Annotated in this window: 25 protein-coding genes and 3 pseudogenes; 9 read left to right on the top strand and 19 right to left on the bottom strand. The window is 65.1% G+C overall.

The annotated features are described in order from the left end of the window. Nucleotides 1–4: 4 nt before the first annotated feature. Complete coding sequence (locus ACIBH1_RS48150; protein WP_397320867.1) at nt 5–667, top strand: DUF998 domain-containing protein; 663 nt, start codon at nt 5–7, stop codon at nt 665–667. Between the two features lie 1,235 nt (nt 668–1,902). Here ACIBH1_RS48150 and ACIBH1_RS48145 read toward each other — a convergent pair. The 10 genes and pseudogenes from ACIBH1_RS48145 to ACIBH1_RS48100 all read right to left on the bottom strand — a co-directional run bounded on the left by ACIBH1_RS48145 (nt 1,903) and on the right by ACIBH1_RS48100 (nt 6,191). Next, the gene (locus ACIBH1_RS48145; protein ID WP_397320866.1) at nt 1,903–2,205 is read right to left on the bottom strand and encodes a DMT family transporter; all 303 of its coding nucleotides are present in this window, start codon (nt 2,203–2,205) and stop codon (nt 1,903–1,905) included. 14 nt (nt 2,206–2,219) lie between these two features. Next, nucleotides 2,220–2,951, bottom strand: coding sequence for an SDR family NAD(P)-dependent oxidoreductase (locus ACIBH1_RS48140; RefSeq protein WP_397320865.1), 732 nt, complete (start codon nt 2,949–2,951; stop codon nt 2,220–2,222). Between the two features lie 603 nt (nt 2,952–3,554). Further along, entirely contained in the window at nt 3,555–3,680 is a 126-nt protein-coding gene (locus ACIBH1_RS48135) for a hypothetical protein (protein WP_397320864.1), read from the bottom strand. Nucleotides 3,681–3,831: 151 nt separating this feature from the next. Next, complete coding sequence (locus tag ACIBH1_RS48130) at nt 3,832–3,966, bottom strand: hypothetical protein (protein WP_397320863.1); 135 nt, start codon at nt 3,964–3,966, stop codon at nt 3,832–3,834. Between the two features lie 31 nt (nt 3,967–3,997). After that, a complete protein-coding gene (locus tag ACIBH1_RS48125; protein WP_397320862.1) occupies nt 3,998–4,501 on the bottom strand; it encodes a BBE domain-containing protein in 504 nt (167 codons plus the stop codon). Continuing rightward, nucleotides 4,498–4,701: a hypothetical protein gene (locus ACIBH1_RS48120; protein WP_397320861.1), complete on the bottom strand. Its 204-nt coding sequence runs from the start codon at nt 4,699–4,701 to the stop codon at nt 4,498–4,500. The genes ACIBH1_RS48125 and ACIBH1_RS48120 overlap by 4 nt, the downstream gene beginning before the upstream one ends. Continuing rightward, nucleotides 4,653–4,970: a hypothetical protein gene (locus tag ACIBH1_RS48115; protein ID WP_397320873.1), complete on the bottom strand. Its 318-nt coding sequence runs from the start codon at nt 4,968–4,970 to the stop codon at nt 4,653–4,655. Before ACIBH1_RS48115 ends, ACIBH1_RS48120 begins: the two co-directional genes overlap by 49 nt. Before the next feature lie 83 nt (nt 4,971–5,053). Then, nucleotides 5,054–5,200: pseudogene (locus ACIBH1_RS48110) on the bottom strand (hypothetical protein); the annotation flags it as partial. Next, a complete protein-coding gene (locus tag ACIBH1_RS48105; protein WP_397320860.1) occupies nt 5,197–5,346 on the bottom strand; it encodes a hypothetical protein in 150 nt (49 codons plus the stop codon). The gene ACIBH1_RS48105 and the pseudogene ACIBH1_RS48110, both read right to left, overlap by 4 nt. Then, nucleotides 5,343–6,191 (bottom strand): alpha/beta hydrolase, encoded by an 849-nt coding sequence (locus ACIBH1_RS48100; protein ID WP_397320859.1) that lies wholly within the window; start codon nt 6,189–6,191, stop codon nt 5,343–5,345. Before ACIBH1_RS48100 ends, ACIBH1_RS48105 begins: the two co-directional genes overlap by 4 nt. Before the next feature lie 113 nt (nt 6,192–6,304). On the opposite strand from ACIBH1_RS48100, the gene ACIBH1_RS48095 reads away from it, so the two are divergent. After that, complete coding sequence (locus ACIBH1_RS48095) at nt 6,305–6,793, top strand: MarR family winged helix-turn-helix transcriptional regulator (RefSeq protein WP_397320858.1); 489 nt, start codon at nt 6,305–6,307, stop codon at nt 6,791–6,793. A 13-nt stretch (nt 6,794–6,806) separates the two neighbouring features. Here the strand turns inward: ACIBH1_RS48095 and ACIBH1_RS48090 are convergent. The 4 genes and pseudogenes from ACIBH1_RS48090 to ACIBH1_RS48075 form a co-directional block, all read right to left on the bottom strand. Continuing rightward, nucleotides 6,807–7,181, bottom strand: a pseudogene (locus ACIBH1_RS48090) (helix-turn-helix domain-containing protein); the annotation flags it as partial. A gap of 56 nt (nt 7,182–7,237) precedes the next feature. Continuing rightward, nucleotides 7,238–8,140, bottom strand: coding sequence for an alpha/beta fold hydrolase (locus ACIBH1_RS48085; RefSeq protein WP_397320857.1), 903 nt, complete (start codon nt 8,138–8,140; stop codon nt 7,238–7,240). Beyond that, entirely contained in the window at nt 8,137–8,835 is a 699-nt protein-coding gene (locus tag ACIBH1_RS48080; RefSeq protein ID WP_397320856.1) for a TetR/AcrR family transcriptional regulator, read from the bottom strand. Before ACIBH1_RS48080 ends, ACIBH1_RS48085 begins: the two co-directional genes overlap by 4 nt. Nucleotides 8,836–9,075: 240 nt before the next feature. Next, nucleotides 9,076–9,879 (bottom strand): spermidine synthase, encoded by an 804-nt coding sequence (locus tag ACIBH1_RS48075; RefSeq protein WP_397320855.1) that lies wholly within the window; start codon nt 9,877–9,879, stop codon nt 9,076–9,078. A 765-nt stretch (nt 9,880–10,644) separates the two neighbouring features. Between ACIBH1_RS48075 and ACIBH1_RS48070 the strand changes: the two genes are divergently transcribed. The 3 genes from ACIBH1_RS48070 (at nt 10,645) to ACIBH1_RS48060 (ending at nt 13,597) form a co-directional block, all read left to right on the top strand. Beyond that, the gene (locus tag ACIBH1_RS48070) at nt 10,645–11,223 is read left to right on the top strand and encodes a TlpA family protein disulfide reductase (protein WP_397320854.1); all 579 of its coding nucleotides are present in this window, start codon (nt 10,645–10,647) and stop codon (nt 11,221–11,223) included. Nucleotides 11,224–11,303: 80 nt separating this feature from the next. After that, entirely contained in the window at nt 11,304–13,109 is a 1,806-nt protein-coding gene (locus tag ACIBH1_RS48065) for an ABC transporter ATP-binding protein (RefSeq protein ID WP_397320853.1), read from the top strand. Continuing rightward, nucleotides 13,106–13,597: a S26 family signal peptidase gene (locus ACIBH1_RS48060; RefSeq protein ID WP_397320852.1), complete on the top strand. Its 492-nt coding sequence runs from the start codon at nt 13,106–13,108 to the stop codon at nt 13,595–13,597. Before ACIBH1_RS48065 ends, ACIBH1_RS48060 begins: the two co-directional genes overlap by 4 nt. Before the next feature lie 39 nt (nt 13,598–13,636). On the opposite strand, the pseudogene ACIBH1_RS48055 reads toward ACIBH1_RS48060, so the two are convergent. Continuing rightward, a pseudogene (locus ACIBH1_RS48055) lies at nt 13,637–13,786 on the bottom strand (PASTA domain-containing protein); the annotation flags it as partial. A gap of 14 nt (nt 13,787–13,800) precedes the next feature. Beyond that, the gene (locus ACIBH1_RS48050; RefSeq protein WP_397320851.1) at nt 13,801–14,031 is read right to left on the bottom strand and encodes a hypothetical protein; all 231 of its coding nucleotides are present in this window, start codon (nt 14,029–14,031) and stop codon (nt 13,801–13,803) included. Nucleotides 14,032–14,045: 14 nt separating this feature from the next. Between ACIBH1_RS48050 and ACIBH1_RS48045 the strand changes: the two genes are divergently transcribed. Further along, nucleotides 14,046–14,960, top strand: a complete 915-nt coding sequence (locus ACIBH1_RS48045) for an adenosine deaminase (protein ID WP_397320850.1) — start codon at nt 14,046–14,048, stop codon at nt 14,958–14,960. A gap of 105 nt (nt 14,961–15,065) precedes the next feature. Here ACIBH1_RS48045 and ACIBH1_RS48040 read toward each other — a convergent pair whose 3' ends face one another. The 3 genes from ACIBH1_RS48040 to ACIBH1_RS48030 all read right to left on the bottom strand — a co-directional run bounded on the left by ACIBH1_RS48040 (nt 15,066) and on the right by ACIBH1_RS48030 (nt 18,704). After that, on the bottom strand, nt 15,066–16,382 hold the full coding sequence (locus ACIBH1_RS48040; protein WP_397320849.1) for a cytochrome P450: 1,317 nt from the start codon (nt 16,380–16,382) through the stop codon (nt 15,066–15,068). A 308-nt stretch (nt 16,383–16,690) separates the two neighbouring features. Further along, complete coding sequence (locus ACIBH1_RS48035) at nt 16,691–18,037, bottom strand: FAD-dependent monooxygenase (RefSeq protein WP_397320848.1); 1,347 nt, start codon at nt 18,035–18,037, stop codon at nt 16,691–16,693. A gap of 220 nt (nt 18,038–18,257) precedes the next feature. Then, complete coding sequence (locus ACIBH1_RS48030; RefSeq protein WP_397320847.1) at nt 18,258–18,704, bottom strand: YybH family protein; 447 nt, start codon at nt 18,702–18,704, stop codon at nt 18,258–18,260. Between the two features lie 258 nt (nt 18,705–18,962). On the opposite strand from ACIBH1_RS48030, the gene ACIBH1_RS48025 reads away from it, so the two are divergent. From ACIBH1_RS48025 to ACIBH1_RS48015, 3 genes are all read left to right on the top strand, one after another. Beyond that, nucleotides 18,963–19,805: a winged helix-turn-helix transcriptional regulator gene (locus ACIBH1_RS48025; protein WP_397320846.1), complete on the top strand. Its 843-nt coding sequence runs from the start codon at nt 18,963–18,965 to the stop codon at nt 19,803–19,805. Nucleotides 19,806–19,919: 114 nt separating this feature from the next. Beyond that, a complete protein-coding gene (locus tag ACIBH1_RS48020; RefSeq protein ID WP_397320845.1) occupies nt 19,920–20,600 on the top strand; it encodes a M15 family metallopeptidase in 681 nt (226 codons plus the stop codon). Nucleotides 20,601–20,709: 109 nt separating this feature from the next. Beyond that, nucleotides 20,710–23,952: a BTAD domain-containing putative transcriptional regulator gene (locus ACIBH1_RS48015; protein ID WP_397320844.1), complete on the top strand. Its 3,243-nt coding sequence runs from the start codon at nt 20,710–20,712 to the stop codon at nt 23,950–23,952. Nucleotides 23,953–24,238: the final 286 nt, after the last annotated feature.

Genomic DNA, 24,238 nt, shown 5'->3' with positions numbered 1-24,238 from the left:
GTAGGTGACTTCAACGACGTCGCACCAGCCAGTCTCGAGGTCCTCCCGTGCGGCTGTCTCTACCCGGGCCCGGCTCGCGGCGCTGGCCGTGTCGTCCCCGCTGTGGGCGGTGGTGTCGCTGGCCCAGGCCGTCACGCGCGAGGGCTTCGACCTGACCAGACACCCGCTCAGCATGCTGGCGACCGGCTCTCTGGCCTGGTTGCAGATCGCCAACTTCGTCATCGCCGGCGGCCTCGCCGTCGCCAGCGCGGCAGGGATGAAGAAGGTCCTGCCCAGCAGCAGATGGGTCCCTCGCCTCCTCGTGACCTACGGCGTCGGCTACATCCTGTCCGGCATCTTCACCCTCGACGCGGGAGGCGGGTTCCCGGCCGGGACACCGACCGACACCGCCGCGGTGCTGAGCTGGCACGCGATCGTGCACCTGATCGTCGGGATGGTTGCCTTCATCGCGCTGGCCGCCGTACTCATCATTGTCGGACGCCAGTTCGCCCGACGTAGCCTGCGAGCCTGGGCTGCCCTCTCATTCGCCGGAGCTGCCATGGTGATCATCGGCAATCTCATCGCAAGCGCCCAGGTCGGCTCCCCTTCGCTCGCCCTGGCTGTGGGCGTGCTGTTCGGGATGCTGACCCTGTCCGCCATCGCGGCCAAGCTCCGCCGACAGGTATGACAACGATCCGGTGGGACAGGGACCTCGGCATCATCCTGCGTCCCCGAGGCGGATTCTTTCCGACGTCCCACCGGGTCCCACATACGCCCCGCTCCGTAAGTCGAACTCGCGTTTGCCGGGGAGGACCGAGATGAAGAACCTCGGCGCAGCGTTGGTGACCGGCGGTCAACCGTGCATCGGAAGGGCGGTCGCGCTCGCGTAGTGCACGTCACACCGACCTGTTGGAGCGAGGGCAACGGCTTTTGTCACAACGCTGCTGACAGGCATCGCGGTGGCTACGGTCGCCTCCACAACCGCGCACGCGAAGGCCCGCGCCACAGATTGGTCGGGCGGCGATGTGACCGGAATTGAGGAACCCAGGAACAGCCGTTGGTGCTGAGAGTGATCTTGGCCAAAGGTGACGTTCGGCTTCGGCTTGTGAACCTCCTACCTGGAGGTCTCTGGCCCGTGGAAGATGCGATGGATGGTAGGGCGTCCGACGCTGTACTTGGTGGCCAGGTCAGCCAGGGATATTTCGCCTCGGTGTATCGGCGGCGGATGGAGCGCCGGGCGGGTTCGGGCAGGTTGGGTTACTTGCCCTTGAGCTTGCCGTTCTTCTTGACCAACGCTAGGCCTTCGCGGGTGCGCAGGTTCCAAGGTCGGCCTCGAACTCGGCGACCATCGCCAGGGTCTGCAGGAAAGCCGCCCGAACGGGTCGTTTCCTATCCGTAAACCGAGCCGCCGAGTCCGAACAGGACGCCGCGTCTGGACAGGTCGGTGAGGATCTGGATGGCTGCGCCGCTCCCTGATCATCAGCAACCGGGCTCCCAGCGACTGGCATCCCTCTTCCCAACCCCGTCGTCGCTGACTCGTGTTGCACAGGCTGATCAACACCAGCCATCAGTCACCATGAACGCCCCCAGCTACCAACCGAACAAGCGCCGCAAATCGGCACCAACAAGACAGAGGCTCGCTCGATCAACTAGAATTGAACACGGCCAAAACCTTGGGATTTACGAAGAGCCAAGGGTGGGACTTCAGCGTCGTTCTCACGCGCCTGGCGGCGCCTGTCGGAGGGCTTTGAGCTGACCTGGTGATGGGTCGTCGTGCCTGCCCTCCTCGATGGGTCAAGTTTCAGCGTCCACAGCCACGGACACCGGGGGCCTGGTCTGAATGTCAGACCAGGCCCTCCTACTCCGCAGTAGCTGGCAGGACGGCTTTGATCTTCGGATTCTCTGCGGTCTGGTCCGGCTGATCTAGCCCGACAGCCGAAGGCCGATCACCCCGGCCAGGATGAGAGCCAGGCAGAGCAGTCGCGCGGGCGAGGCGCTCTCTCCGAGCGCGAGGATGCCCACAGCAGCGACACCGAGCGCGCCGACGCCCACCCAGACGGCATATGCGGTGCCCACGGGCAGGCTCTTAAGCGCGAAGCTGAGTAGGGCGAAGCTCAGGGCCGCCGACGACACTCCGATCAAGGTAGGCCAGAGCCGGGTGAAGCCGTTGGAACGCTCGAGCGCCGTTGCCCAGACGATCTCCAACCCAGCCGCCACCAGGAGCATGACCCACGCCATGCTCAGGCCGTGGTTCCTGCGTCGACCACGATGGCTGCGCCGGTGATGTTCCTGCCGCCCTCACCGGCCAGGTGGGCGACGGTAGCGGCGATGTCGGCGGCGCTGCAGTAGCGGCCGAGCGCCGTGTAGCGGCGCTCCTCCTCGGCCTCAGGGCTGTCGGCGGGGTTCATCTCGGTATCGGTCGAGCCCGGATGAACAAGGTTGGCGGTAATACCCCGCGGGCCCAGATCCCTGGCCAGGCCCTTGGTCAGGCCGATCAAGGCAGACTTGCTCATGGAGTAGAGAGTCCAGCCCGGGTACGGCACGCGCTCGGCGAGGCTGCTGCCGATGCAGATGATCCGGCCGCCACTGCCCATGTGCCGGGCGGCTGCCTGTGCCAGAACAAACGAGGCACGGGCATGAATCGCTAGCGTGGCATCAATCTCTTCCAGCGTCACGTCCTCAAGCGGCCCGTAGGGGGCGATGCCGGCGTTATTCACCAGGATGTCGATGCGGCCAAATTCCGCGACCGTGCGCTCGACAGCCTTCACAAGTGCGCCGGTGTCGGCCGCGTCAGCCGCCACGGCCATCCCTCGCGCTCCTGCAGCCTCGATCTCCTTTACCACGGCTGCGGCACGCTCGGTCGAATGCTGATACGTGATCGCCACGTCGGTGCCCTCGGAGGCCAGCCGTGCGGCAATGGCCGCTCCGATCCCGCGACTCCCACCAGTGACAAGCGCGACTCTCTGTGCCATGCGTCCCCCGTTAAGCGGAATTGATTCCGCTTAACCATATATGGAACCAATTCCTCTTGCAAGCTCTGGGTATCGTGTGACCGTGAAGGCCGTCACGAATCCGCGTCGCGAGCGGGTCGACGCCGCGCGAAACCGAGCGAAGATCCTCGAAGCCGCGGCCGACGTCGCTAAGCGTGGCGTCGAAGGACTCGCGACTCGCGATGGCAGAGGTGGCGACCGCAGCGGGAGTCGGGGCCGGCACTCTGTACCGGCGCTCCGGCGACCGCTCTGGGCTCGCATACGCGCTCATCGACGACAGGGAGCACGCCTTTCAGGCGGCATTCCTGCAGGGCCCTCCCCCGCTGGGGCCGCAAAGTGAGCCAGGAGGCGTGTGTGGTGACGTCGGTGGAGTGGACCGCCTATCGGGCGTTCCTGCGGCGGTGATGACGCGTGAGCTGTACCTGATCTACTCGCCCTCGGATGAGCAGGCGGTGTGGGCGCGGGAGAAGACCGATACCGATGAGCACCTACTGGCGCTGCCGCTCGCGCTGAAGTGCTTAACGGCTGGGTCGTTTCCCGAAGGCTCGCGAGGTGCCGCCGGTGGTGGAGCACGTACCGCGGTGCCTAGAGCTGGGGCGAGGACAACGTGCCCGTGTACCCCTCGTCGCGTACGGCCGAGTCGCATCGGGTGCCGAGCCGGGCGGTGCTCGACTGCCTGATGGTCTCGATCCACCACAGCGGCAAAGCCACCAAGCCGAAGCCTGGCGGCTCGCCGCCTTCTATCTGTCGGCGACCGCCCAACAGCATCTGGAACTGGGCGCTGACCGGCCACCTGCCGACCATCCGCACGCCTGACTGGCCGACTACCGGCGTTCTACCGCGCCTTCTGATCCGCGCCGAGTCAGTTGGAGACCGGGCCATCCGGCTGGGGTGAGCAGCCGACCGCGGTCTGCGGTGCCCAGAAGGCGCGGGCGACCATGAAGATGATGCCCGCGCCGCCCATCCCGGCGAGCACTGTGGCGATGGTGCCGAACATGGACATTAGCCCCTCAAGCCCGAATTGGTCCTCAGCCGGGCGGGATGTTGTGGTTGAGACGGAAGATGTTCTCCGGGTCGTAGACGGCTTTGAGGCCGGTCAGCCGTCGGTAGTCCGTAGTGTTGTAGGCGGAGCGGACCTGAGTGGCGGCGTTCTCGCCGTTCATGAAGTTGAGGAACCGGCCGCCGGCGCTCCACGGCGCGATCGCCTCGAACATGCGTGCGTGCGCCGGCCGGATCTGGGTGATGTCGGCGCGTTCCAGCCGAGACACCACGTTGAACAGGTATCGCGCGTCGCGGTTGCCGACGGCATTGTCCACGGCGGGCGGGTGGGCGAGCCTGCCGCCGAGGTGGCGCAGTTCGACAATGTGCGGCACCTGCGCATGGGGGCCTGCCAGGTCGAGGATGGCTTGCACAGCAGTGGCGTCGAGTTCGCCGAGCATGGCCGTGCCCGACTCGACCGCACCCGGCGCGACGGGGTCGTTGTAGATCAACCCAGCTTCGGTGTAGGCCAGCTCACCGAGGGTGTCGCTCATCGGGCCGATGGCCCGCAGCGCGCCACCAGGCGCTCGCCGGCCCCGGGATCGCCGACCGCGCAGGCGATGCGGATATGGACGGCGTGACGGCCGCGCATCGGCTCCGGGATCACTGAAACATCCGGCAGGGAGATCAGCGCGATCGAGGAGTTCATCGACCCCGGCACGGTGGCGGCCCATTGAAGGTAGGTGCCGAACACCTCGGCGGCTTCACAACGGGAAAGACCAGTGCCCCGCCATACAGCGTGGTGACCGGCATCAGAACGATCTCCATTCCGGTCACCACGCCGAAGTTGTCCCGGCCGCCGCGCAGCGCCCAGAACAGGTCCGGCTCGATGTCCTGGGTAACGTGCCGCAGGCGGCCGTCCGCCGTGACGACGTCGAGGCCGCGCACATGGTCAGCGGCGTAGCCAAAGCTCCGGGACAGCAGGGCCAGGCCACCGCCGAGGGTGTAGGAGACCGCGCCCACCGCGGGGCCGAGCCGTACAGGGGCGCTATCCCGGCCGGCGCCGTCCTGTGGATCACCTGATCCCAGCGTGTTCCCGCGCTCACCCACACGGTGCCGGCATCGGCGTCCACCCGAACGGCGCCCATCCGCGCGGTGGTGATCAGCACTCCGCCCTCGGCGGCGACGGCGGCTGAGGCGTGTCCGGTGCCCTGCACCCCCACCGGGAGCCCGCGCTCCCTTGGATAGGTCACCGCCGCCTGCACGTCGGCGGGTCCGGCGGCGCCCACCACCAGGTCGGGACGATGCTGGCGGTCTGCCAGCCGACGCTTCCCTCGTCGTACCCCTCGTCGCGGGGCGCGAGTACCGGTCCCATCACCTGTTCGGCCAGCCTGTTCATGATCCCTCCTTCTCGCCGCCGAGCCGGGTGGCCAGGAACCGGCCGGCCCGCTCCAGCGCCGCTGCCGCCTCGGCCGATCCGTCGTCGAGCTGGAACACGTGCGGTTGGCTCGGAACCACCTCCAGCGCCACCGCGACCTCGTCGGTCCCGGCACGTCCGGCCAGCCGTACGGCATCGTCCAGCAGGAGCTCGCTCGAGCCGACCTGGATCAGCAAGGGCGGCAGTCCAGTGAGATCGGCGAAGACCGGGCTCAGCTCGGGCGCCGACCTGTCACCGCCGGCGGCGTACTGGTCGAAGAGCCACTCGAGATCGGCCGGAGCAAAGAACGGGTCCACTCCGTTCTTGGACCGCATGCTCGCGCCGCTGAGGGTCAGATCGACCGCTGGCGAGAACAGGACTGCCGCCGCCGGCATCGGCAGGCCCGCGTCCCGGGCGCGCACCATGGTGACGACAGCCAGAGCGGCGCCGGCCGAGTCACCCGCCAACACCAACCGCTGCGGGTCGACGCCGGAGTCCAGCAGCTCGCGGTAGGCCGCCAGGCAGTCATCGGGCGCGGCCGGGAATGCATGCTCGGGCGCCAGCCGGTAGTCGAGCGAGACCACCCGGCCGTCCAGGTGCCGCAGCAGCGCGGCGGAGACGTGGGCGGTGACACGCGCCGACCCGACCACGAACCCACCGCCGTGGAGATACAGCAGCACGTCCTCGCCCGCCGTGGCGGGCGCCGCCCTCCGCAGTTCCAGTGCCGGCCGGCCGCCAAGTGTCGTCGCCGACGAGTCGACGTCAGCGGGCAAGGGCCGGGTGAACATCGCCGCGAACTGCTCGCGCCGTTCGGCAATGTTGGGCATTTCGTCCTCCAGGAATTAGTCAGGCCCCCTAACAGTCAGGCGACCTTACCACCATGCTAGCTGATAATGTCAAGCAGCCTGACGAATTCGCCTGAAAGAAGGACCGCCCGACTATGACAACGCGTTCAGGAACGGAGGAGCGGCGACCTCAACCGAAGCTGCCACTCCCTGCCCTGCTCACACAGGTCAGGGATATTGCGATCGAGGGACTTCACCAGCAGCTCGCCGACGAAGGGTTCGAGGGAATCCGGTATGTTCACGGCTCGGTCTTCCGGTATATCGACGCCGAAGGTTCGCGGCTGACCACGCTCGCCGAACGCTCCGGACTCACCAAGCAGGCGATCGGCGAACTAGTCGGCGAACTAGAGGATCACGGTTACCTCGAGCGGGTCGCCGACGAGGCCGACCGTCGCGCGAAGATCATCCGGCTCACTGTCCAAGGTCAGATGGCCCAGGCCGCAGCCGCCAGGATCCTCGCGGACGTCGAGCAGCGATGGTCTCGGCTTCTCGGCAAGGACCAGGTCACCATGCTGCGGCGCGCCCTGGAACAAGTCATCGCCCTCGAAGCGCCTAGCATTCCGACCGTGTCCTCCCCGCGGTAGGCGCGGCCTGCACCTCCCCGGTTAGTACCAGGCTCAACCGATCAGGAGCGGTCAGCTGGCCTGTCGGGTGAGCGCCGTCGGGGATGTTCCCGAGCCGCGCGGCGAGCTGAACGGGCCCTTCCCGCAACCGCATTCGCAAGTTCACGCACCGCTTCGACACAGCCTTGGACGTCTTGTTCGGCGACGACTTCGGCCGCGACGAGCGGTCATGCATGGGCTCGCCGGCCAGGTACCGGTCGACCCACCGCTTCACGGTTGGCCACGACACCTGGAACCGAGCGGCGACCTCACTGACGGGCCAACCGTCCTCGACGACGAGGCGAGCCACCTTCAGGCCGTGGCGCGGGGTCAGGGCTGCGTTTGGGTTGGGGTATGGCGTCCCTTCGATAGGTCGAGGGGCCCGCCAATGGTGGCAGACCCCTCGGTGCGGTGATGTGGGTACGATCAGTGGTTCCGCGCGCTCGGGCGCGTCGCAAGGGTGGTGATGAAGGCGGCGATCTCGTCGGGGTTCTCTTCGGCCATGAAGTGCCCGGATGCGGTCGGCTGGTAGGTCAGGTCCGGCGCCCAGGCCCGCCACAGCGATGCGGCGTCGAAGCCAAGCTGGGAGCCCCAGTCCTGAGAGATGACGCCAACCGGCATCGCGAGCTGCGCGCCACGCTCACGGTCGGCTCGATCCATCTCGAGATCGATGCTCGCGGTGGCCCGGTAGTCGGCCACGATGGAGTCGATCGCGGCGACCGAGCTGTCGATGTAGTAGGCGCGCTCCTCATGGGTGAAAGTCGTGCCGCTGGGATCCCATGCGTCCAGGAAGGAGCCGAAGAACTCCGGAGCGACTGCGCGGATCATCTTCTCGGGAAGCCCGATGGGCTGAGCCATCAGGTATAGGTGCCAGGCGACCTTGGCGTCGACTCCCTTCAGAACGGCCCACGTGTCGAGGGTGGGCAGGACGTCGAGGATCCCCAGGTAGTCCACGACGGCGGGGTGGTCCAAGCCTGCGCGGACGGCGACCAGTGCACCGCGGTCGTGCCCGATGAGCCCGAAGTGGTCCACGCCGAGGGCGGACGCGACCGTCACGATGTCCTGAGCCATCGTGCGCTTGGAGTACGTGGCGGGGTCACTCCCGTCCGGCTTGTCGCTGTCGCCGTATCCGCGCAGGTCAGGGACGATAACCGTGTGGTCGTCGGCGAGCCTCGCCGCGACGTGGCGCCACATGTAGTGGGTCTGCGGGAACCCATGCAGGAGGACCACGGCCGGCCCGCTCCCGCCGACGGCGACGTTGAGGTTGACGCCGTTGGCGCCGGGGATGGCCTGGTAGTCGAAGCCGTTGATCGTCAGTCGGCTGGTCATGCGTTCTCCTTCGCGTTAGGCGCGGCGGTCTCATGGGCGGTGTGGGCTGGGTGGCCGGAGAAGATCCCGGCGGGCAGGGGGGCCCGCACGGACGATGCCTTCAGGGCTGGGATGACGATGGTGTCGACGAGTGCGGACAGGTACTCCTCGTCGACTGCGAGGTCGTTGACCCGTCGCAGCAGGAGGGCGGCACCGACCACCTCCTCGAATGCGAATGGGTCCGCGCCGTCGGGCAGTTCGCCGCGTGCGATCGCGGCGTCGATGACCTGTGGCGGCAACCGGGCCCCTGTCGGGCCGACAGCGTTCTCGATGGCCTCGCACAGGTCCGGGTCCTCCAGTCCCGCCTGCAAGAGCAGCATCGCGGTCTGACTGTCCGCAGCGCGCATGGTCTGGTCCAGGCGCCGACACAGGCTCAACACGTCCCCGCGCAGGCTGCCCGTGGCGATCGGCTCGCCGGCCCCGCGCTGTGCGGGCCCGGCCTTGACCGCAGCGATCACCATCTCCCGCTTGGACCCCCACCGTCGATACAGGCTCGCCTTGGATGTCTGGCACCGTCGGGCGACCTCCTCGAAGGACACCCCCTCGTATCCGGACTCCGCCAGCACCTCAAGTACGACAGCAGTGATCCGCTGATCCAGAGCTGCATCACGGGGACGGCCGCGCGCCGCCCCCTCAACACCATTTCGATACGCCACGCCCCGTATCGTAATACATCAGGGCTGAACTCCATGTCTCGTCCGTGTCGTAGCGCCAGCGGACAACGGCTCCACTAGCGTCCGCCCGGCACCGCCATGACCCGATTGGTTGCGCTCACGAGCCGTTGCCGAACTACTGAATAAGATTCCCAACCACTGGGCGCTCAGCAGCCTGATTGGTCCCTGAGTGCCAAGGCACAGCAAGAGCCGCGTGAGTCCTGGCCCAGATGACAGGTGGAACTACATCGGTACAGCTGGTGGCGAATCGACTGCGTCCGCATCGGCCACCGGATGGGCATCACCGACGAAGCGATCCAACTGGTTACCGAGCAGTCGCACCGGAGCGGACGCATGTACCTCCGGCTCGGTCAGCGTCCATGTCCCTAGGCAGCCGTTCGTGCCCACGAGCAAGAGATTTCCGATCCTGTCGCCGTGCAGTACATCCGGCTCACAGATCAGGCACACATCACCGAACGCCGCACGCAATGTCGCAACCTGACGACGCGCGTAATCGAAGGGTGCCGAATCCAGGATGTTCAGTGCGTATTGCCCGCCCTGATCCAATGCCGCTTCCACCATGGTGGCGAACTCCACGCTCGTAAGCCGCGCGGGTACCCCATCCCTGGTCAACACATCCGTAATGATGAGATCGTAGGTCCGCGGAAGCGAAGTTCGTATCGAATCCCGCGCGTCCGAGATGCGGAATTCTATTGAAGAATTAGCCCGCAACGGCAGGACTCGCCTGACCACCTCCATCAGCGCGGCATCCCGGTCGATAACCCGTTGAACTGACCCTGGCCGGGTGGCGGCCACGTACCGCGGGAGCGTGAGACCTCCCCCGCCCAAGTGAAGCGCTCTAATCGGCGCACCAGGGTCCGCGACACGGTCTGCGATTGACGCAAGCCATTGAATATACTTGAGTCTTAAGGAGCGCGGGTCGGCAAGGTTCACATACGACTGCGGGAAATAATTCAAAAACAGCACCCAGGTATCGGGCTGGTTCGGATCTGGCGCCAGATCGACGGCGCCGAAGTCGGTCGACACGCTGATCGCAACCTTGGGTCGTTCATTTACACTCACGAAGCAACCTACCTTCCTGGCGGCCTGACGACGGGGTGAATTCGAGTGACTATCTTGAGATGAAAGCGCACCTTGCCGACCAGGATGCCGTCAGCCACGCCCATCATTGGGCTAAATAAATACTAGATCCAGGCCGCCGGCAGGGCATTCATCGGACACTTCGAGCCTTGAGTTCCGTCCTGCATCTTCGGATCAGACCATTGCGACATTCCGCCGACTATTGTCGCTTCAACTCCTTCGAAACAGACTTCTTTCGCCCTCCGACACGGGCGTTGATCACATCATGATCGAGTTCGGGTGTCCATCTGGCGGTATGACAGAGCGCCTGGTAGGAGGGTTGATCATCGCGATCCGCACGCCAGCGCCACGCCATGTCCAGCAGATGCCCACTCTGTGTCCTTGATTTTCGCGCACCTCGCACCATAGTCATGGAGGGTAGTATCCAAGAAGGGACCACAGAAAGGCGGCAAGGTATTAGAGCTACTCTCTAGCCGCCATCGGCGGCACGCTCCTCACGCCCACGGCGGCACCAGTACGAGAGAGCGTCGAAATGGAGACATTGTCGCCCGCTGTAGCCTTTCAACATCGTTGATCAGCCAGGGGCATGACCTCGCCGGAGATACGCAGAACCAAGGCGTCGTAGATGTGACATCGGACCTCTCCGTTGAAGGCGCCGACACCGGGTCTCCGAATTTCTGAGAATATGGTCTTCTGAAGAAAGATATGTCGATGGACGTGGTGTTGAGTACGGCAGTTGTCGTTGTCGGTGCGCTGGGCGGGCTCAACCTGTTGCTAATGCTGGCTGTTTTGCGGCGGTTACGGGAGTACGACGAGAAGTGGGCACGCGCGGGCATGGACAACCTTGCGGAGCACAGGCTGGTTCCCCCGCCTGGAACGCGAATCGCTGATTTCACTGCGACCACGCTGGACGGAGACGAAATTGCCCTGCGTGATTCGGCCGGTGTGAGCGGTGTGGGAGGTCCGCTGCTGGTCGGGTTCTTCTCCATCGGATGTCCGGCTTGCCATGAAGAGCTCCCTCGCTTCGTCGAATACGCAGGGACCGCGCCAGGTGGACGGGAACAAAACCTGATAGTGATCTCCGGATCGGCCGCCGAAGCCACGGGCATCATCGAGGTTGTCTCACCGATGGCCCGCGTGGTGGTCGAGCCGACGGATGGTCCACTGATGACCGCATTCAATGTGCAGGGCTGGCCCGCATTCGTCGTACTGCAACGGGACGGCACAGTCCAGAACAGCGCCGGCGGCATTGCGACTCTGGCGCGATCTCAGCAGGCCGTCTCGGCGTGACGCTCGCACCTGATCAACCTGCTGGTGGAGCCGCGGCTGACCACGCGAGGGGCAGCGAATCGAGCTGGTGGGAACGGTGTGTGACCGCCCTGGGATTGGCCTGGCAGGCCAGGCCTGTACTGCTTGCCGCACAGTTGGCCGGGGCACTGATCACGGGCGCCACACCGGTCGCGCTCGCGTGGCTGACCAAGCAGATATTGGATGAGCTACTGGGGCAACAGCGGCCTATCGGCTGGCTGGTCGGGCAGGGTGCGCTACTGGCCGGGCTCGGACTGATCGCGGCAGCGATACCGCACCTTCTCCACTACGTCGATGCCGAAATGGGCCGCTCCGTCCGGCTGTACAGCCAAGACCGGCTGTACGCTGCGTTGTCTCGCCTGGACGGGCTGTCCAGGTTTGAGGACCCGGTCTTTCATGACCGGATCCGGCTGGCTCAGCAAGCTGGCGAGATGTCACCCCCCATGATCCTGGACGCCACACTGGGCGGGGTGCGCACGGTAGTCATTGTTCTGGGGTTCTCCGGCTCGCTGTTAGCGGCCAGTCCCGCCATGACCGCAATGCTGCTGGTATCGGCCATCCCGGTGGTTGCCGCCGAGCTGAGCTTGAGCAACAGCCGGGGGCGGATGATGTGGACCATCAGCCCGCACGAGCGGCGGCAGGTGTTCTACTCCCAGCTGATGACCGACCGCACTGCCGCCAAGGAAGTCCGGCTGTTCGGCCTAGCGGACTTCATCCGTACTCGGATGCTAAGCGAGCTGCGCCAGGTCAATGCCGCACAGCGACGGCTGGACCGGCGGGTGTTCCGTACCCAGTTCGCGCTTACCGCGCTGACCTCCGCCGTCGCAGGCACCGGCCTAGTCTGGGGCATCGTGCAGGCGCGCGCTGGTCTCCTGGCCCCGGGCGATCTGATCGTTTTCATAGCCGCCGTGGCGGGAGTGCAGACCGGGTTGTCCGGGCTGGTCACTCAGCTGGCCAGCGGTCATCAGGCGCTGCTGCTGTTCAGCCACTACCTTGCCATACTCAACGCCGAGCCGGACCTGCCCACACCGGCGCACCCGGTGCCCGCCTCGCCGTTGCACAGCGCGATCAAGCTGCGCGACGTATGGTTCCGTTACGACCTGGACAAACCCTGGGTGCTGCGCGGGGTCAACCTGGAGATTCCGGCAGGCTCACTGTTGGCCCTCGTCGGAGTGAACGGTGCGGGTAAGAGCACCTTGGTCAAACTCCTGTGTCGGCTGTATGAGCCAACCCGGGGCTCGATCAGCTGGGACGGCGTCGATATTCGCGACATTCCCGTCGCCGACCTGCGCGGACGCATCGGTACTGTCTTCCAGGACCACATGAACTACGACTTCACAGCAGCGGACAACATCGGCATTGGTGACCTTCCCTCGCTGCATAACCTGGACAGGATCCGTGTTGCCGCGGTGTCCGCCGAAGTTCATGCCACGATCGCCGCCCTCCCCCATGGCTACGAAACCCTGTTAAGCCGGATGTTCTTCATGGGTTCCGACTCCAACAGCTCTGCCACGGGGATGACACTATCTGGCGGTCAGTGGCAGCGGATCGCCCTGGCCCGCGGTCTAATGCGCGGCCGCCGCGACCTGCTCATCCTGGACGAACCCAGTTCAGGACTGGACGCCGAAGCCGAACACACCATCCACCAGCGGCTGGTCGAACTCCGCCACGGCACTACCAGCGTGATTATCTCCCACCGGCTCAACGGCGTGCGGATGGCCGACCGCATCGCCATCCTCGACGACGGCTGCATCACCGAACATGGCACCCACGACGAACTGATGGAGCGCGACGGAAGCTACGCCCGGCTCTTCCGTATGCAGGCATCGGGCTACGACACCGGCCACGAGCCCCTGCCCACGCCATGATCACCCTGACCGTCGCCGCAGTGGCGATGACTGCAACGATCTTGATGGCGATCGGCTTCGCGCGGCGACGCATCGTGGTCGTCACCGTGTCCGGAACGAGCATGACGCCTACCCTTCAACCCGGCGACAAGCTCCTCGTACGCCGGTGCGACATCTCCGTGGTGAAGGTTGGTGACATTGTGGTGCTGGAACCACCACGCGTTCCCGTCTCCCCCGAGATCACGGTCCTCGGCCCCCTGCCGGCGCGAACGCAATGGCAGGTCAAACGGGTCGCGGCACTCCCCGGCGACCCTATTCCCTCGTCGGTGCAGGAAGCAGCGGGTAACCTTCGGATCGTCCCCGACGGTACGCTGATCGTCCTCGGCGACAACAACGCGAGCAACGACTCCCGCCTCAACGGCCCTTACCCCGCCGACCGAATCCTTGGCCTCGCCCTCAGAAAACTGGCGGAAGCTACTCCCCTGGGAACGCGACCGCCGACATCCTGAACAAGGATCACCCGGGGCGGGAGCAGTGAAGGTCAGCTCGACCTTGGTGACCGGCGCGACCATGGTCCCGGCCGCCGGGTGCTGCTCGAAGACCCTGTCCTGGCCCTCGCGGGGTTCGTCGGTCACCAGGTCCGCCGTTCTGATCGCGGCGGCGGCCTGCTCCGACGTCATGTTCATCAGATCGGGCACCGCGACCTCGGTCGTCACCTTCGGCTGGCGACGTCCTCGGCCTGTGTGCTCGGTGACGTGGTGAGCGCCTGGTAGGCGGGCACGGCCCCCGCGACCGCGGCCACGGCGAGCGGGGCGCCTGCCGTACGGAACCTGATCGTGCTCGCCCGGCGGCCGCGGCGTACCGCGCGCCCCAGGCCCGGCGAGGCCTGCACGCCGGAAACGTGCCGTTCCATGGCCTCCTTGAGCTGCTGTTCAACGCTCATGTCAACGCTCCCATGTGCTCGCGCATGCGGGCGAGCCGCCGCTTCCTGGGCCCGACGACGTCTACCGGCTGATGCGCGAGGCGGCCGAGGACGAAGCCGCGGAGGGTTCGCGCTGGCTGGAGATCCAGGTCGACCCGTCGGGGTACGCCAGCCGCTTCGGCGGGCTGACCGGGACGCTGGAGCTGGTCCTCGACGCGGCGGAGAAGGCCGCCGCCCTGGCCGGCATCGGGATCGCGGTGATCGTGGCCGCCAACCGCACCCGCCACCCCCTCGACGCCAGGACCCTGGCCAGGCTGGCGGCGCAGTACGCCGACCGGGGCGTGGTCGGGTTCGGGCTGTCCAACGACGAGCGGCGAGGCCAGGCGCGCGACTTCGACGCCGCCTTCCGCATCGCCAAGCGGGCCGGGCTCCTGGCCGTGCCGCACGGTGGCGAGTTGCAGGGACCCCGCTCGGTCGAGCAGTGCGTCGACGACCTCGACGCCGACCGCGTGGGCCACGGCGTGCGCTCCGCCGAGTCGCCGCGGCTGATGGAACGGCTGGCCGACCGGCAGATCTGCTGCGAGGTGTGCCCCACCTCGAACGTCGGGCTCGGCCGCCAGCACCTGACCACAAGCGCTGGCCAGCACGCCACCAGTCGGCCCGGTCTGATCAATCGCGATTACACCCCGGACTGGACGGCGCTGAACATCCGCTGGCGCGGCTCCGCTGCCTACCTCCCTGAAGACGGTCGGTTATACGAGCCCAGCCTGTGGTTGCAATGGGCTGTGATTGGGCCAGGGCTCGCCGGGCATGAGCGCGATACCACCCTCGACTGGTGTCGCCGACAGCAGCGCCATTGCAACGAACCCCGGCGTTGGCTAGCGACCGCTGGCGCTATCTCGACACAGAGACTTGTGGGGCCCACGTCGCGGACAGGGCCACGCGAGTAGGAAACTCTGCAGGCCTGACAGACTGCGGATGGCGGCGAGAGGCAGCCGAAGATGCGTAGCAGGCTGACCAATGGGGGCTCCACGAGTTGCTGTCCGCGCTCCCTCCTACAGACGAGGCCGAAATCGCGCCTTGAGGCCAAGAGGGACAAGCAGTTCCAGGGGCGTGGGCACGGCCTCCGCAGCGTTGAGCACATCTACGTCGAAATTCGCGGCGAGCCAGGCGAAAGCGAGAGTCAACTGCACCATAGCGAGCTGGTAGCCAAAACAGATACGCGGACCAGCCCCAAAGGGAAAATATGCTCGCTCGGCGTAGGGGCGCCCTGAGCCAAGCCAGCGTCCCGGCCGAAACTCTTCCGGGTCGGCCCACCACCGTGGATCTCGGTGCACGTGGTAGGCGCTGAACATCACCTGCTCACCACGTTTCAGGTCATAGCCAGCCAGGTTGGTGTCCCTGTGCACCCACCGCCCCATCAGCCAGGTCGGCGGATATAGGCGCAGCAGTTCCTGAAGGAACGCCGTCGTGTACGGGAGGTCGGAAGTTTCCACAGCCTCCCCACCCGCCGCCGCCCGAACTGCTTCGCTCTCACGGCGAATCCTTGCGAGGTGAATTGGCTCAAGAGCAAGTTGTCGTATCCCCCAGGCGATCGTGGTACCGGGGACGCCATGCGAAGCACGAATGACGATGTCGAGCAGGCGGGCGATGGCAGCAGCGTCGATGCCGCTATCGCGGTGAGCGTTGAGCACGTCGAGGAGATCTCGTGGAACCTCAGTGGTGACCCCCTTCATCCGGGAGGTCACCTGCCGGCCCAGCATGGACGCGGCCTTTTGCTCTGCCCTCTTGAACCGCATGACCGTCGGTAGGGGAAGCCAGCGAGGCAGGCTGATCGAGCTCGCCATGAGGGGGACGGAGGACTCGGCGGCGATGTCAAGAGCCTCGGCGATCTCCGTGACATCCTCGCCGTGACCACCGAGGCAGTAGTCAGCAACCGCGAAACTGAAAAATGTTTTCATCATCGGCACAACATTGACAACGCGGCCGTCAACCTCGCGGACAACGCCATCTAGATGGCTGAGGAAACGCGCGGCGTGTGCTGTCGACGCCGACTTATTCACACCCTGCCAGCCCAGCCTGCGAGTGAGCATTAGCATCTCGGTCGCCTGCATCTGCTCCTCCGGAGGTGTGCGATCATCGGAGAATAGCGACCCTTCGGTCCGATAGTCGGTGTTGGTGTGAAAAAAGACTTCTTGAATCAGCGCCGGATGGGTCGCCACGACACTCGTGGAACTGAAGCGGAAAATATCGCCAAACTCTTTCTGGCAGCGTGCAATAAACCCTAGACGGTCCTGCTCGTAGTCATAGGTGTTACCTACCATTCGGCGCCCTTTAGGGCCTGGCAATGCGCCGCGCTCTGACACTGTCATTGTATGCCGTCCTTATCAGCCCAGTGGGCGGCCGGATACTCCGGCCGCCCACTGCAACAGCTTGTGTCGCCGATGTTCTACCAGGCCCAGTGGTAGCGGCCTCCCATCTTGCCCTTGTTCAGTCCCAGCGCTGTTGCAGTCCGACAAATCAGTAGCGTCATGGCTCTACTCCTTCAGGAAGCGGCACAATCATCACAGCTAACCTTGTGAGGCTCTATGGAACGAGCATCGGCTAGCGCTCGTCTCTCATGGTTCGTGATCCGAGAAGGCATATCCAGGCCATCAGCTGGACATCTACTTGACACGTTCTAAGGGACACTCTTTTGACGGTTGCAATGCGTAGCATCGGATCTTTCCGGCAGATCGGAGAGGGGGGTGGCGATGCCGAACGCGGCAAGATAACTAGCCAGTCCGCTTTCCTGTCCGTGATAACCGATATAGCCATCGGGGCGGACCAGCATCACGCCACTCTCGCCTTCCGGCGTAGGGAAAGTCGGTATTCCGTAATCGCGCTTGGTGCCGCCTAGCAACAGGAAGCCCGTGCCACGTTGCTCGGCAAAAAGCGTTCCTAGCCGCTGACCACCTTGAACGCCCGTGGACAGTCGACTGTCGGGATAGGATAAACCGAGTTGGGTGGTTGCGCCGCCGAGCGTAGCGTTCTTCTCGCGGTGGAGGAGGCTGCTAAGCCCGAGCACGTACGCGGCGACTGGCCTGCGCTCGCTTTCGTAGGTGTCTAGCAGGGCTGCAGTTCCGATGGCCAGCTTCCATCCCAGGTTGTAAGCATCCTGAATGCCTGTATTGAGCCCTTGAGCGCCTGCTGGGGAGTGCACATGTGCTGCATCTCCTGCCAGGAACACCCGCCCCACGCGAAACTGTTTCGCCAAGCGGACGCTGGCCTTATACTCTGAACGCCACTCGATTGTGTCTAATCGAACGTGTGGCGCATAGGCGGCCACGATAGCGTGCAGATCATCGGATGCCTGATAGGCGGTTATGAGTTGAAAGACGTCCGTGTGAGGCAGCGGACATAAAGACAGATGCTTGTCCTGATCCTCCAATGCCCACACATGATAGTGATCCCGATCGAGATCACGGGTCTTTACGTCAGCCAGAATAATATGCCCAGCGGCTTTGGAATGCCCTAAGAACTCGAGCCCAAGACTTCTGCGCACGAAGCTGCGCCCACCATCCGCGCCGACCAAATAGGCGCACTCGATAGTTTCCCCCGTGCTCACCGTGGCTGTCACAGCAGAGTCGCTCTGTGTGAATCCCGTTAGCTCTGCACCAAACTCGACTCGGCGTCCCAACTCGGCCAGCCGCGCACGGAGAATGCTTTCCGTGCGCCACTGCGGCTGAATAATCATATTTGGATATGGCAGTGTCGGTGTCGCTTCCCGGATTCGGTCCATGCGTCCCTCCCACACCACACGGTCGGCCTCATAGGCTCGCATGGGCGGATACTCACTGCCGGAGGCCAGAATTTCACCAATGACTCCGAGGTCGTCGAACACCTCAAGCGTCCGTGGCTGCAGCCCCTTGGCGCGTACCCCGGTTGCCGGCAACGGGGAGCGCTCCAGGATGCGAAAGGCAATACCTCTGCGGGCGAGCTCGATGGCTAGCGTCAACCCTGTGGGCCCGGCACCCACGATCAACACGTGTGTCATTACATCTCCGCCTTTTTGTGACGTTCATCGTCCCGCCGGGGACTTATCGCTCCCGAGCAGGAATTTGACCGGGGGTATGGGCCCTCGAGCATCTGTCAGCCTTTGGCCCGCGATCTTGATACCACTCTCGACTGATTCGCCCCGAACATGGCCAGCGTGCCCCACATCCCCTCCGGCGCAATGTGTCTCACACTCGACAGAATAGGGATCATCAGGTTTGCGCCGCGGTGAAGATGTGGCCGGCAGGCTCCTCCTCGCCGACGTCGGTGAAGGGGAAGGAGTGATGCTCGTGGGTTACCTCCCAACGGTCATTCTCCTTACGCAGGCAGAGTGTCAGTCGAAGGCGCATCTCGGGGTTCCTGCGGAGCTGCTCCGAGGTGCCGCAACGGAGCAGGGCGTAGGCAAAGGCGAGATCGCGCCCCACAGTGACGTCCATCGACTCGATCTCGAATGAAGCCCCTTGCGCCTGCCACTGAAAGATTGAGGGCCAGACTTGCCTGTATGCATCAAGTCCGCGTACACCCTTGTAAGGCGGGGGCACGTCGAACATGACGATGTCGTGGGCGTGGCCTTTGATGACTCCTGCCAGGTCACTACAGCGCACCGCCTCAGCCCAGCGCTCGATCAAACTACGTATCTGCTGCTCGTCGGCAATCACTAGTAGGCCCTTTCACGGAGCGGTCGTGGCGAAACCGTCGAGCCCAACGCGTCGCTCAGCGTGCGCGCGGCTTAACACGGACAGACTTGGCCGATGCCCCTCGCCGGCTATGCCCGACCGCCCATCACCTCGCCTGCGTTGCATCTCCAGCCTCATCTGCGAGGCAGGCGCCGTCCAGGTCAGCAACTGGATATTGATCGGACAAAGCCATGAACACTGCAGCCTGAGCCAAGGACATGACTGCAGGGCCATGTCCGGATGAGATCGGGGGTAGCCGCACCCCTTCTCACGGGTCATGCCTGCAGGCGCCATTGTGCGGGAGTGCCCTGTGGTTGCCTGGACAGGCGCATTGCAGTGCCGGTGTCAGGGCGGAAGCCATGCGCCGAAGGTGGAAGGACCGACGACGGATGTTTAGGCGAACACCGTAGTGTCGCCATACTGCCGAGCATGGGAGGTCCGGACTGGTTGGGACAAGTGGTTGATCTACGTCACTACCTAGCGCGGGATGGCACCAAACGGTTCAGCGAGCTGGAACGCGACATCCATGTGATCGCCCAGCGGATGTTGGCCATAACGCTGCGCGGAGGCGAGCGAGCCGGATTGATCAGCCGCACTGTCCATCCCTCCCAGGGTCGATCTTCCCTGAGGCCTCGGGCGCACCCTTCCCCGCCACGCTTCGCGCATGGCCAACATGGAGCACCGGCCACATCGACCACGCCGGCTGGATCGACGAAGCCAGGCAGCACTTCGAGGAAGCGGAACCAACTGATCGGTAGCGCGCAGCCGCCCCGCCTCGCACCGTTCGAAGTCCTCGGGCCAACGACACGCGGCATATGCACATCGAGCGGCCAGCTTGCACACCCGGCCTATCGCAGCAGTCCAGCCGCGTCCAAGCCCTGCAGGGCTCGACGTTCGGCCACCGGACAGGGTCTTGCGACAAGGGATCAGGGCAGCACCGTGCTCCCCCACCGACGCGGCCACGTGCTCAGGCCGAGGCGAAGCTCTTCGAGAGGGTCCTCAACGATGAGGTTGCGGAGGAACGCGTCGAAGGCGCCGAACATGTGGAGCCGCAGGCGTCCACCCGGCGTGCAGGTGCCGTAGCGAGCGAGCGGCGCCGCTCGGGCTGGGGCTATGTCACGTTTACCGACATCACCTGCTGCCGTTCCATCGAGTGCAGGCCGGCTGCAGCAATCCTTCAGCGGCCCGCGTCAGTGTATGGCGGTGTCGAAGATCGTGCTGCTCATTGATGCGCGGATTTCCGCGATCCCCGTCGTTGACTGCGACGAGCCTTTGATGGACCTGCGTGATGCCGCCGAACTCCACCTCGATGACCGACAGGCCGATCCCGACCGTGCCTATGCGAAAGTCCGGCTCGGGACGCTTACCCGGCTGCGCACAGCGCAACGAGCGTTGCCTACCGGTTACCGCCTCGTCGTTGTCGAAGGCTACCGGCCTCCGCAACTCCAGAGGCGCTACTTCAACGAGTACGTCGCGCTGCTGGCCAAAAGGCATCCCGAATGGAGCGAGGAACGACTCACTGAAGCAGCCAGCGAGTACATCTCTCCACCTGAGGTGGCACCTCATAGCACCGGTGGCGCCGTCGACATCACTCTGCGCGGTCCGGACGGCCACCTGTGCTGGATGGGCACTGAGGTGAACACCTCGCCGGCGGACAGCGATGGGGCCTGCTACACGGACGCGACCAACATCTCCTCCGGCAGCCGTGCCAACCGCGATATTCTGAGCCAAGCGTTGATAACGGCCGGATTCGTCAACTATCCCACCGAATGGTGGCACTGGTCGATCGGCGACCGGTACTGGGCATTCTGCACGGGAGCTGCCATCGCCTACTATGGCCCGCTGCCGGAGGTGCCGAACACTCGATCATTTCACTAGCCCGATCCTGACTGGGGTTCAGGGGTTGCTAGATCGACGAGTCGTCCATAAGACTGGCGACTCGTTTCGCCGCGACCCCTGCGACGCGGCGCTACCGGGGGGAGGAGCGGTGGATTTCTACCTCCTAGGCACACCTGAGGTGCGGCTTGATGATCAGCTACTCGACCTTCCTGTCAGCAAGCCCGTGGCAATGCTCGCAGCAGGCTTGCTACACGCCAACCGGGTCATTTCCGCATCACTTCTCATAGACGCCATCTGGGAAGACGAACCGCCAGCCACCGCCGGCGCTTTAGTGCATTCCTACATCTCGCGATTGCGCCGGGTCCTGCACGTCAACGAATGGCAGGTGATCATCACCCGGCCATCTGGCTACCTGTTCAGCATCACCGACAGCCAGTTCGACGTCGCTCGGTTCGAAGCACTCGCCGCGTCTGGTCGAGCCGAGATCGTGGCTGGACGTGACGCGGAAGCCGTCGAAGACCTGCGAGCAGCCCTTGCCCTGTGGCGGGGACCCGCCCTCGACGGACTGACGACCGCAGTCCTACGGCAAGCTGCGGTCGGGCTGGAGGAACAGCGGATCTCCGTCGCCGAAGAATGCATCGCCGCCGAAATTCGTTTGGGCCGCGTTGGGCCGCCGCTAGCCGCCGAGTTGATGGAGCTGATCGCCGCGCACCCGCTGCGGGAGACGCTGCGCGTCTGCCAGATGCAGGTACTGCTCCTCCTCGGTCGCCGAGCCGAAGCCCTTGACGCCTACCGACAGGCGCGGGCGGTGCTGCAAGGGGAGTTGGGCATCGAGCCTGGCCCGGAACTGCGTCGGGCACAGGAGACGATCCTCAACGGCGTTCTCGTCAACAGGGGGAACCGCCTGAATCTACATGCCCCGCAGGCAACGGCCGACGAAGCCTCACGCATGCCATCGCCCACAATGCGAGGCCCCGCGACGAAAGACGCCCCAGTCAGCCGAGACATCCACGCCACCGGTGACAACGCAGCCCGTGCAGGCGACAGCGGCTCAAGCAGGCGTCCGGCGCTAACCGGGATGGACACCGACGAACGGGCGCCGCAACAGCTGCCTCCGGGAGCACCCATAGTGATCGGGCGCGATCTCGAGATGATCACACTGTGTGAATCCTTGCTGGTCGCGATGAACGCGGACCGGCCGGTGTCCTGCATCGTCACAGGGAAGGCCGGCAGCGGCAAGACCACTGTGGCCCTCGCCGCAGCGCACGCCACCCGGGAGATTTTCCCCGACGGACAGTTGTACGCCACGTTTCGCGGTGACGAAAGCGAGGCCGCCACGTTCGGCACTGAGTGGCGCAGCGGTGAAGACCCGGAAACCCGCGAGATTCTAGGCACATTCCTTCGGGCGCTCGGCACGCCAGCTACCCAGGTGCCCGACTCTGTCGCCGAACGGAGCAGCCAATTTCGCAGCCTAATCGCTGGTCGGCGAATCCTCGTCGTCCTCGACAACGCCAGCTCGGAGACGCAAGTCAGGCCGATCGTACCCGCGCATGCTGGCAGTGCTGTGCTGGTGACCAGTCGCGCCGCCCTCGCGGGACTCGAGACGCAATGCAGCCTTGGGTTGGACGTTCTCTCTCCGGAGCACTCGCTCGCGTTGCTGGCCTACCTGGCCGGCGAAACCAGGGTCGCGGCAGAATCATCCGCCGCACGCGAGATCGTCGGGCTGTGCGGAGGGCTTCCACTCGCCGTGCGCATCGCCGGAGCACGCCTCGCGGTACGGCAACGGTGGCCGCTAAGCGTGCTCGCCGCCCGCCTACGAGACGAGCACCGCAGGCTTGACGAACTCGTCGCCGGTGACCTTGAGGTACGCGCGAGCCTACAGCTCGGCTACAGCCGACTGCCCGACCCCATCCGTCTCGCCTTCCACCGTATCGGGACGATCGGTCCTGCGCAGTTCTCCCCGTCGCTGCTCACCGCGCTGCTCGACGTCCCCCTAGAGCGCGCGGAGTACTTTGCCGAGCGGCTGACGGATGCACAACTCCTCGATGCCGTGGGCGTAGGGGTCGATGGCGAGGTGCGCTACGGCATACATGACCTCATCCGGATTTTCGCGCGGGAATGCGCCGACTCCGAAGACCTGCCGGAAGAGCAAAAACAGGCTGTCGCACGGCTCGGTGCACATCTCCTTGGCCGCATGAGGGAGATGGACCAACGCCTAGCGAACGGGGAGGCCGCGGAGCTGGCGCGTCCATCCGGAACGAGAACACATCCGATCGATAGCAGCGGCGCCACCCAACCGAGCGCCCTGGCCGCGTGGCTGGACCAGGAGCTATGGCTGCTGGTACTCACCGTAGAACGGGCTAGCCAGCTCGGGCTGTCCCGACTCGCATGCGACCTCAGCACCACGCTCCAGCCATCGTTCCGGATCCGCAACCGCTTCGACGCCTGGTGGCGTACTCATGACGCGAGCCTGCACGCTGCTCGCGCCGCCGCTGACCGGGCCAGCGAGGCGATCCTGCTCCAAGGTCTCGGCCAACTCCGATACGAGCAAGATCGCCCCGATGAAGCCTTGGAATACTTCCGAGCGGCACATGAGGCCTTCCAGAGCCAACAACAACCACGAGGCGAGGCCGACTGCTTGGTCGGGATGGCCGCCGCGCACCGCGAACAGGGTCGTTATCCGGCTGCACTGGAACTACTTGATCGGGCCGCCACGCTGTACGCCGAGCTCGACGACCGTCCTGGACAAGCCGACTGCGCCTATGGCGTTGGTTACATCCGCCGCGAGATCGGTGACTTCGCCGACGCCGAGATCGCGTTGGATCACGCGCTGACTGCATACGGCACGATCTCGGATCGGCGCGGCGAAGGACTCACGCTGCGCTCGCTGGCCATGGTGTACCGAGCCGCAGGCGACCTCGATCGCGCCGAGGTGCTGGCCGGCCGAGCTCTCGCCATGTTCCAGGACCTCGGCGATGACTTGCTGACCGCCTACAGCCTGCAATGTTTGGCAAAGGTGTGGATCCGGCAGGACCGGCCTGAAGCAGCGCGCGCTCAGTTGCATCAGGCCCTCACGATGTGCACGGACTTCGAGGACAGATTCGGGATGGCATTGGTCGCGCGCACCCTCGGTGAACTGCACCTGACCACTGGGGAGTTGGAGCAGGCAGCCATGTGCCTGGGCACCGCCCGGGACATGTGGATCGAAATGAACTACGACCTGTTCCGCGCCCGCACTGATCGAGACCTGGCGGCTGTGCACCGAAGGCGCGGTGACGCCGCCAGCGCCGCGGCGTTGGTCTCCGAGGCTCTGGCGACGTTCCACCAGTACGGCAGCCGCGAATACTGCGAGTTGTCTGCACGCATACGGGCCACGGCCGCCGCCGGATGACAGCGGCCGCCCGAGCGCTGTGCCGGCACTGCGGAAAGAAGATGGCACCGCTATAGGTGGGATACAGCGGGGTTGCAGCCGAGACCCCGACCGTGGTTGAGCGGCGTGTGTCGTTCGACCGCGGAAGGGACATCATGAAAGGCTTGGCCCAATCATCGCGCCTTGGCACGACGACAATCCTGCGGCGACCATCGCGTTGGTTAGCGGGGGTTGTGGCGCTGGTGACGGTCACTCAGGTGACCGCGCTGCCGAGCGCCGCTAGCCAGATCAGTCCGGGTCATCCTGA

Origin of the sequence: Nonomuraea sp. NPDC050663, from assembly GCF_044456985.1 — a bacterium.
GTDB lineage: Bacteria > Actinomycetota > Actinomycetes > Streptosporangiales > Streptosporangiaceae > Nonomuraea.
This window is presented reverse-complemented; position numbering and strand designations above follow the sequence as displayed.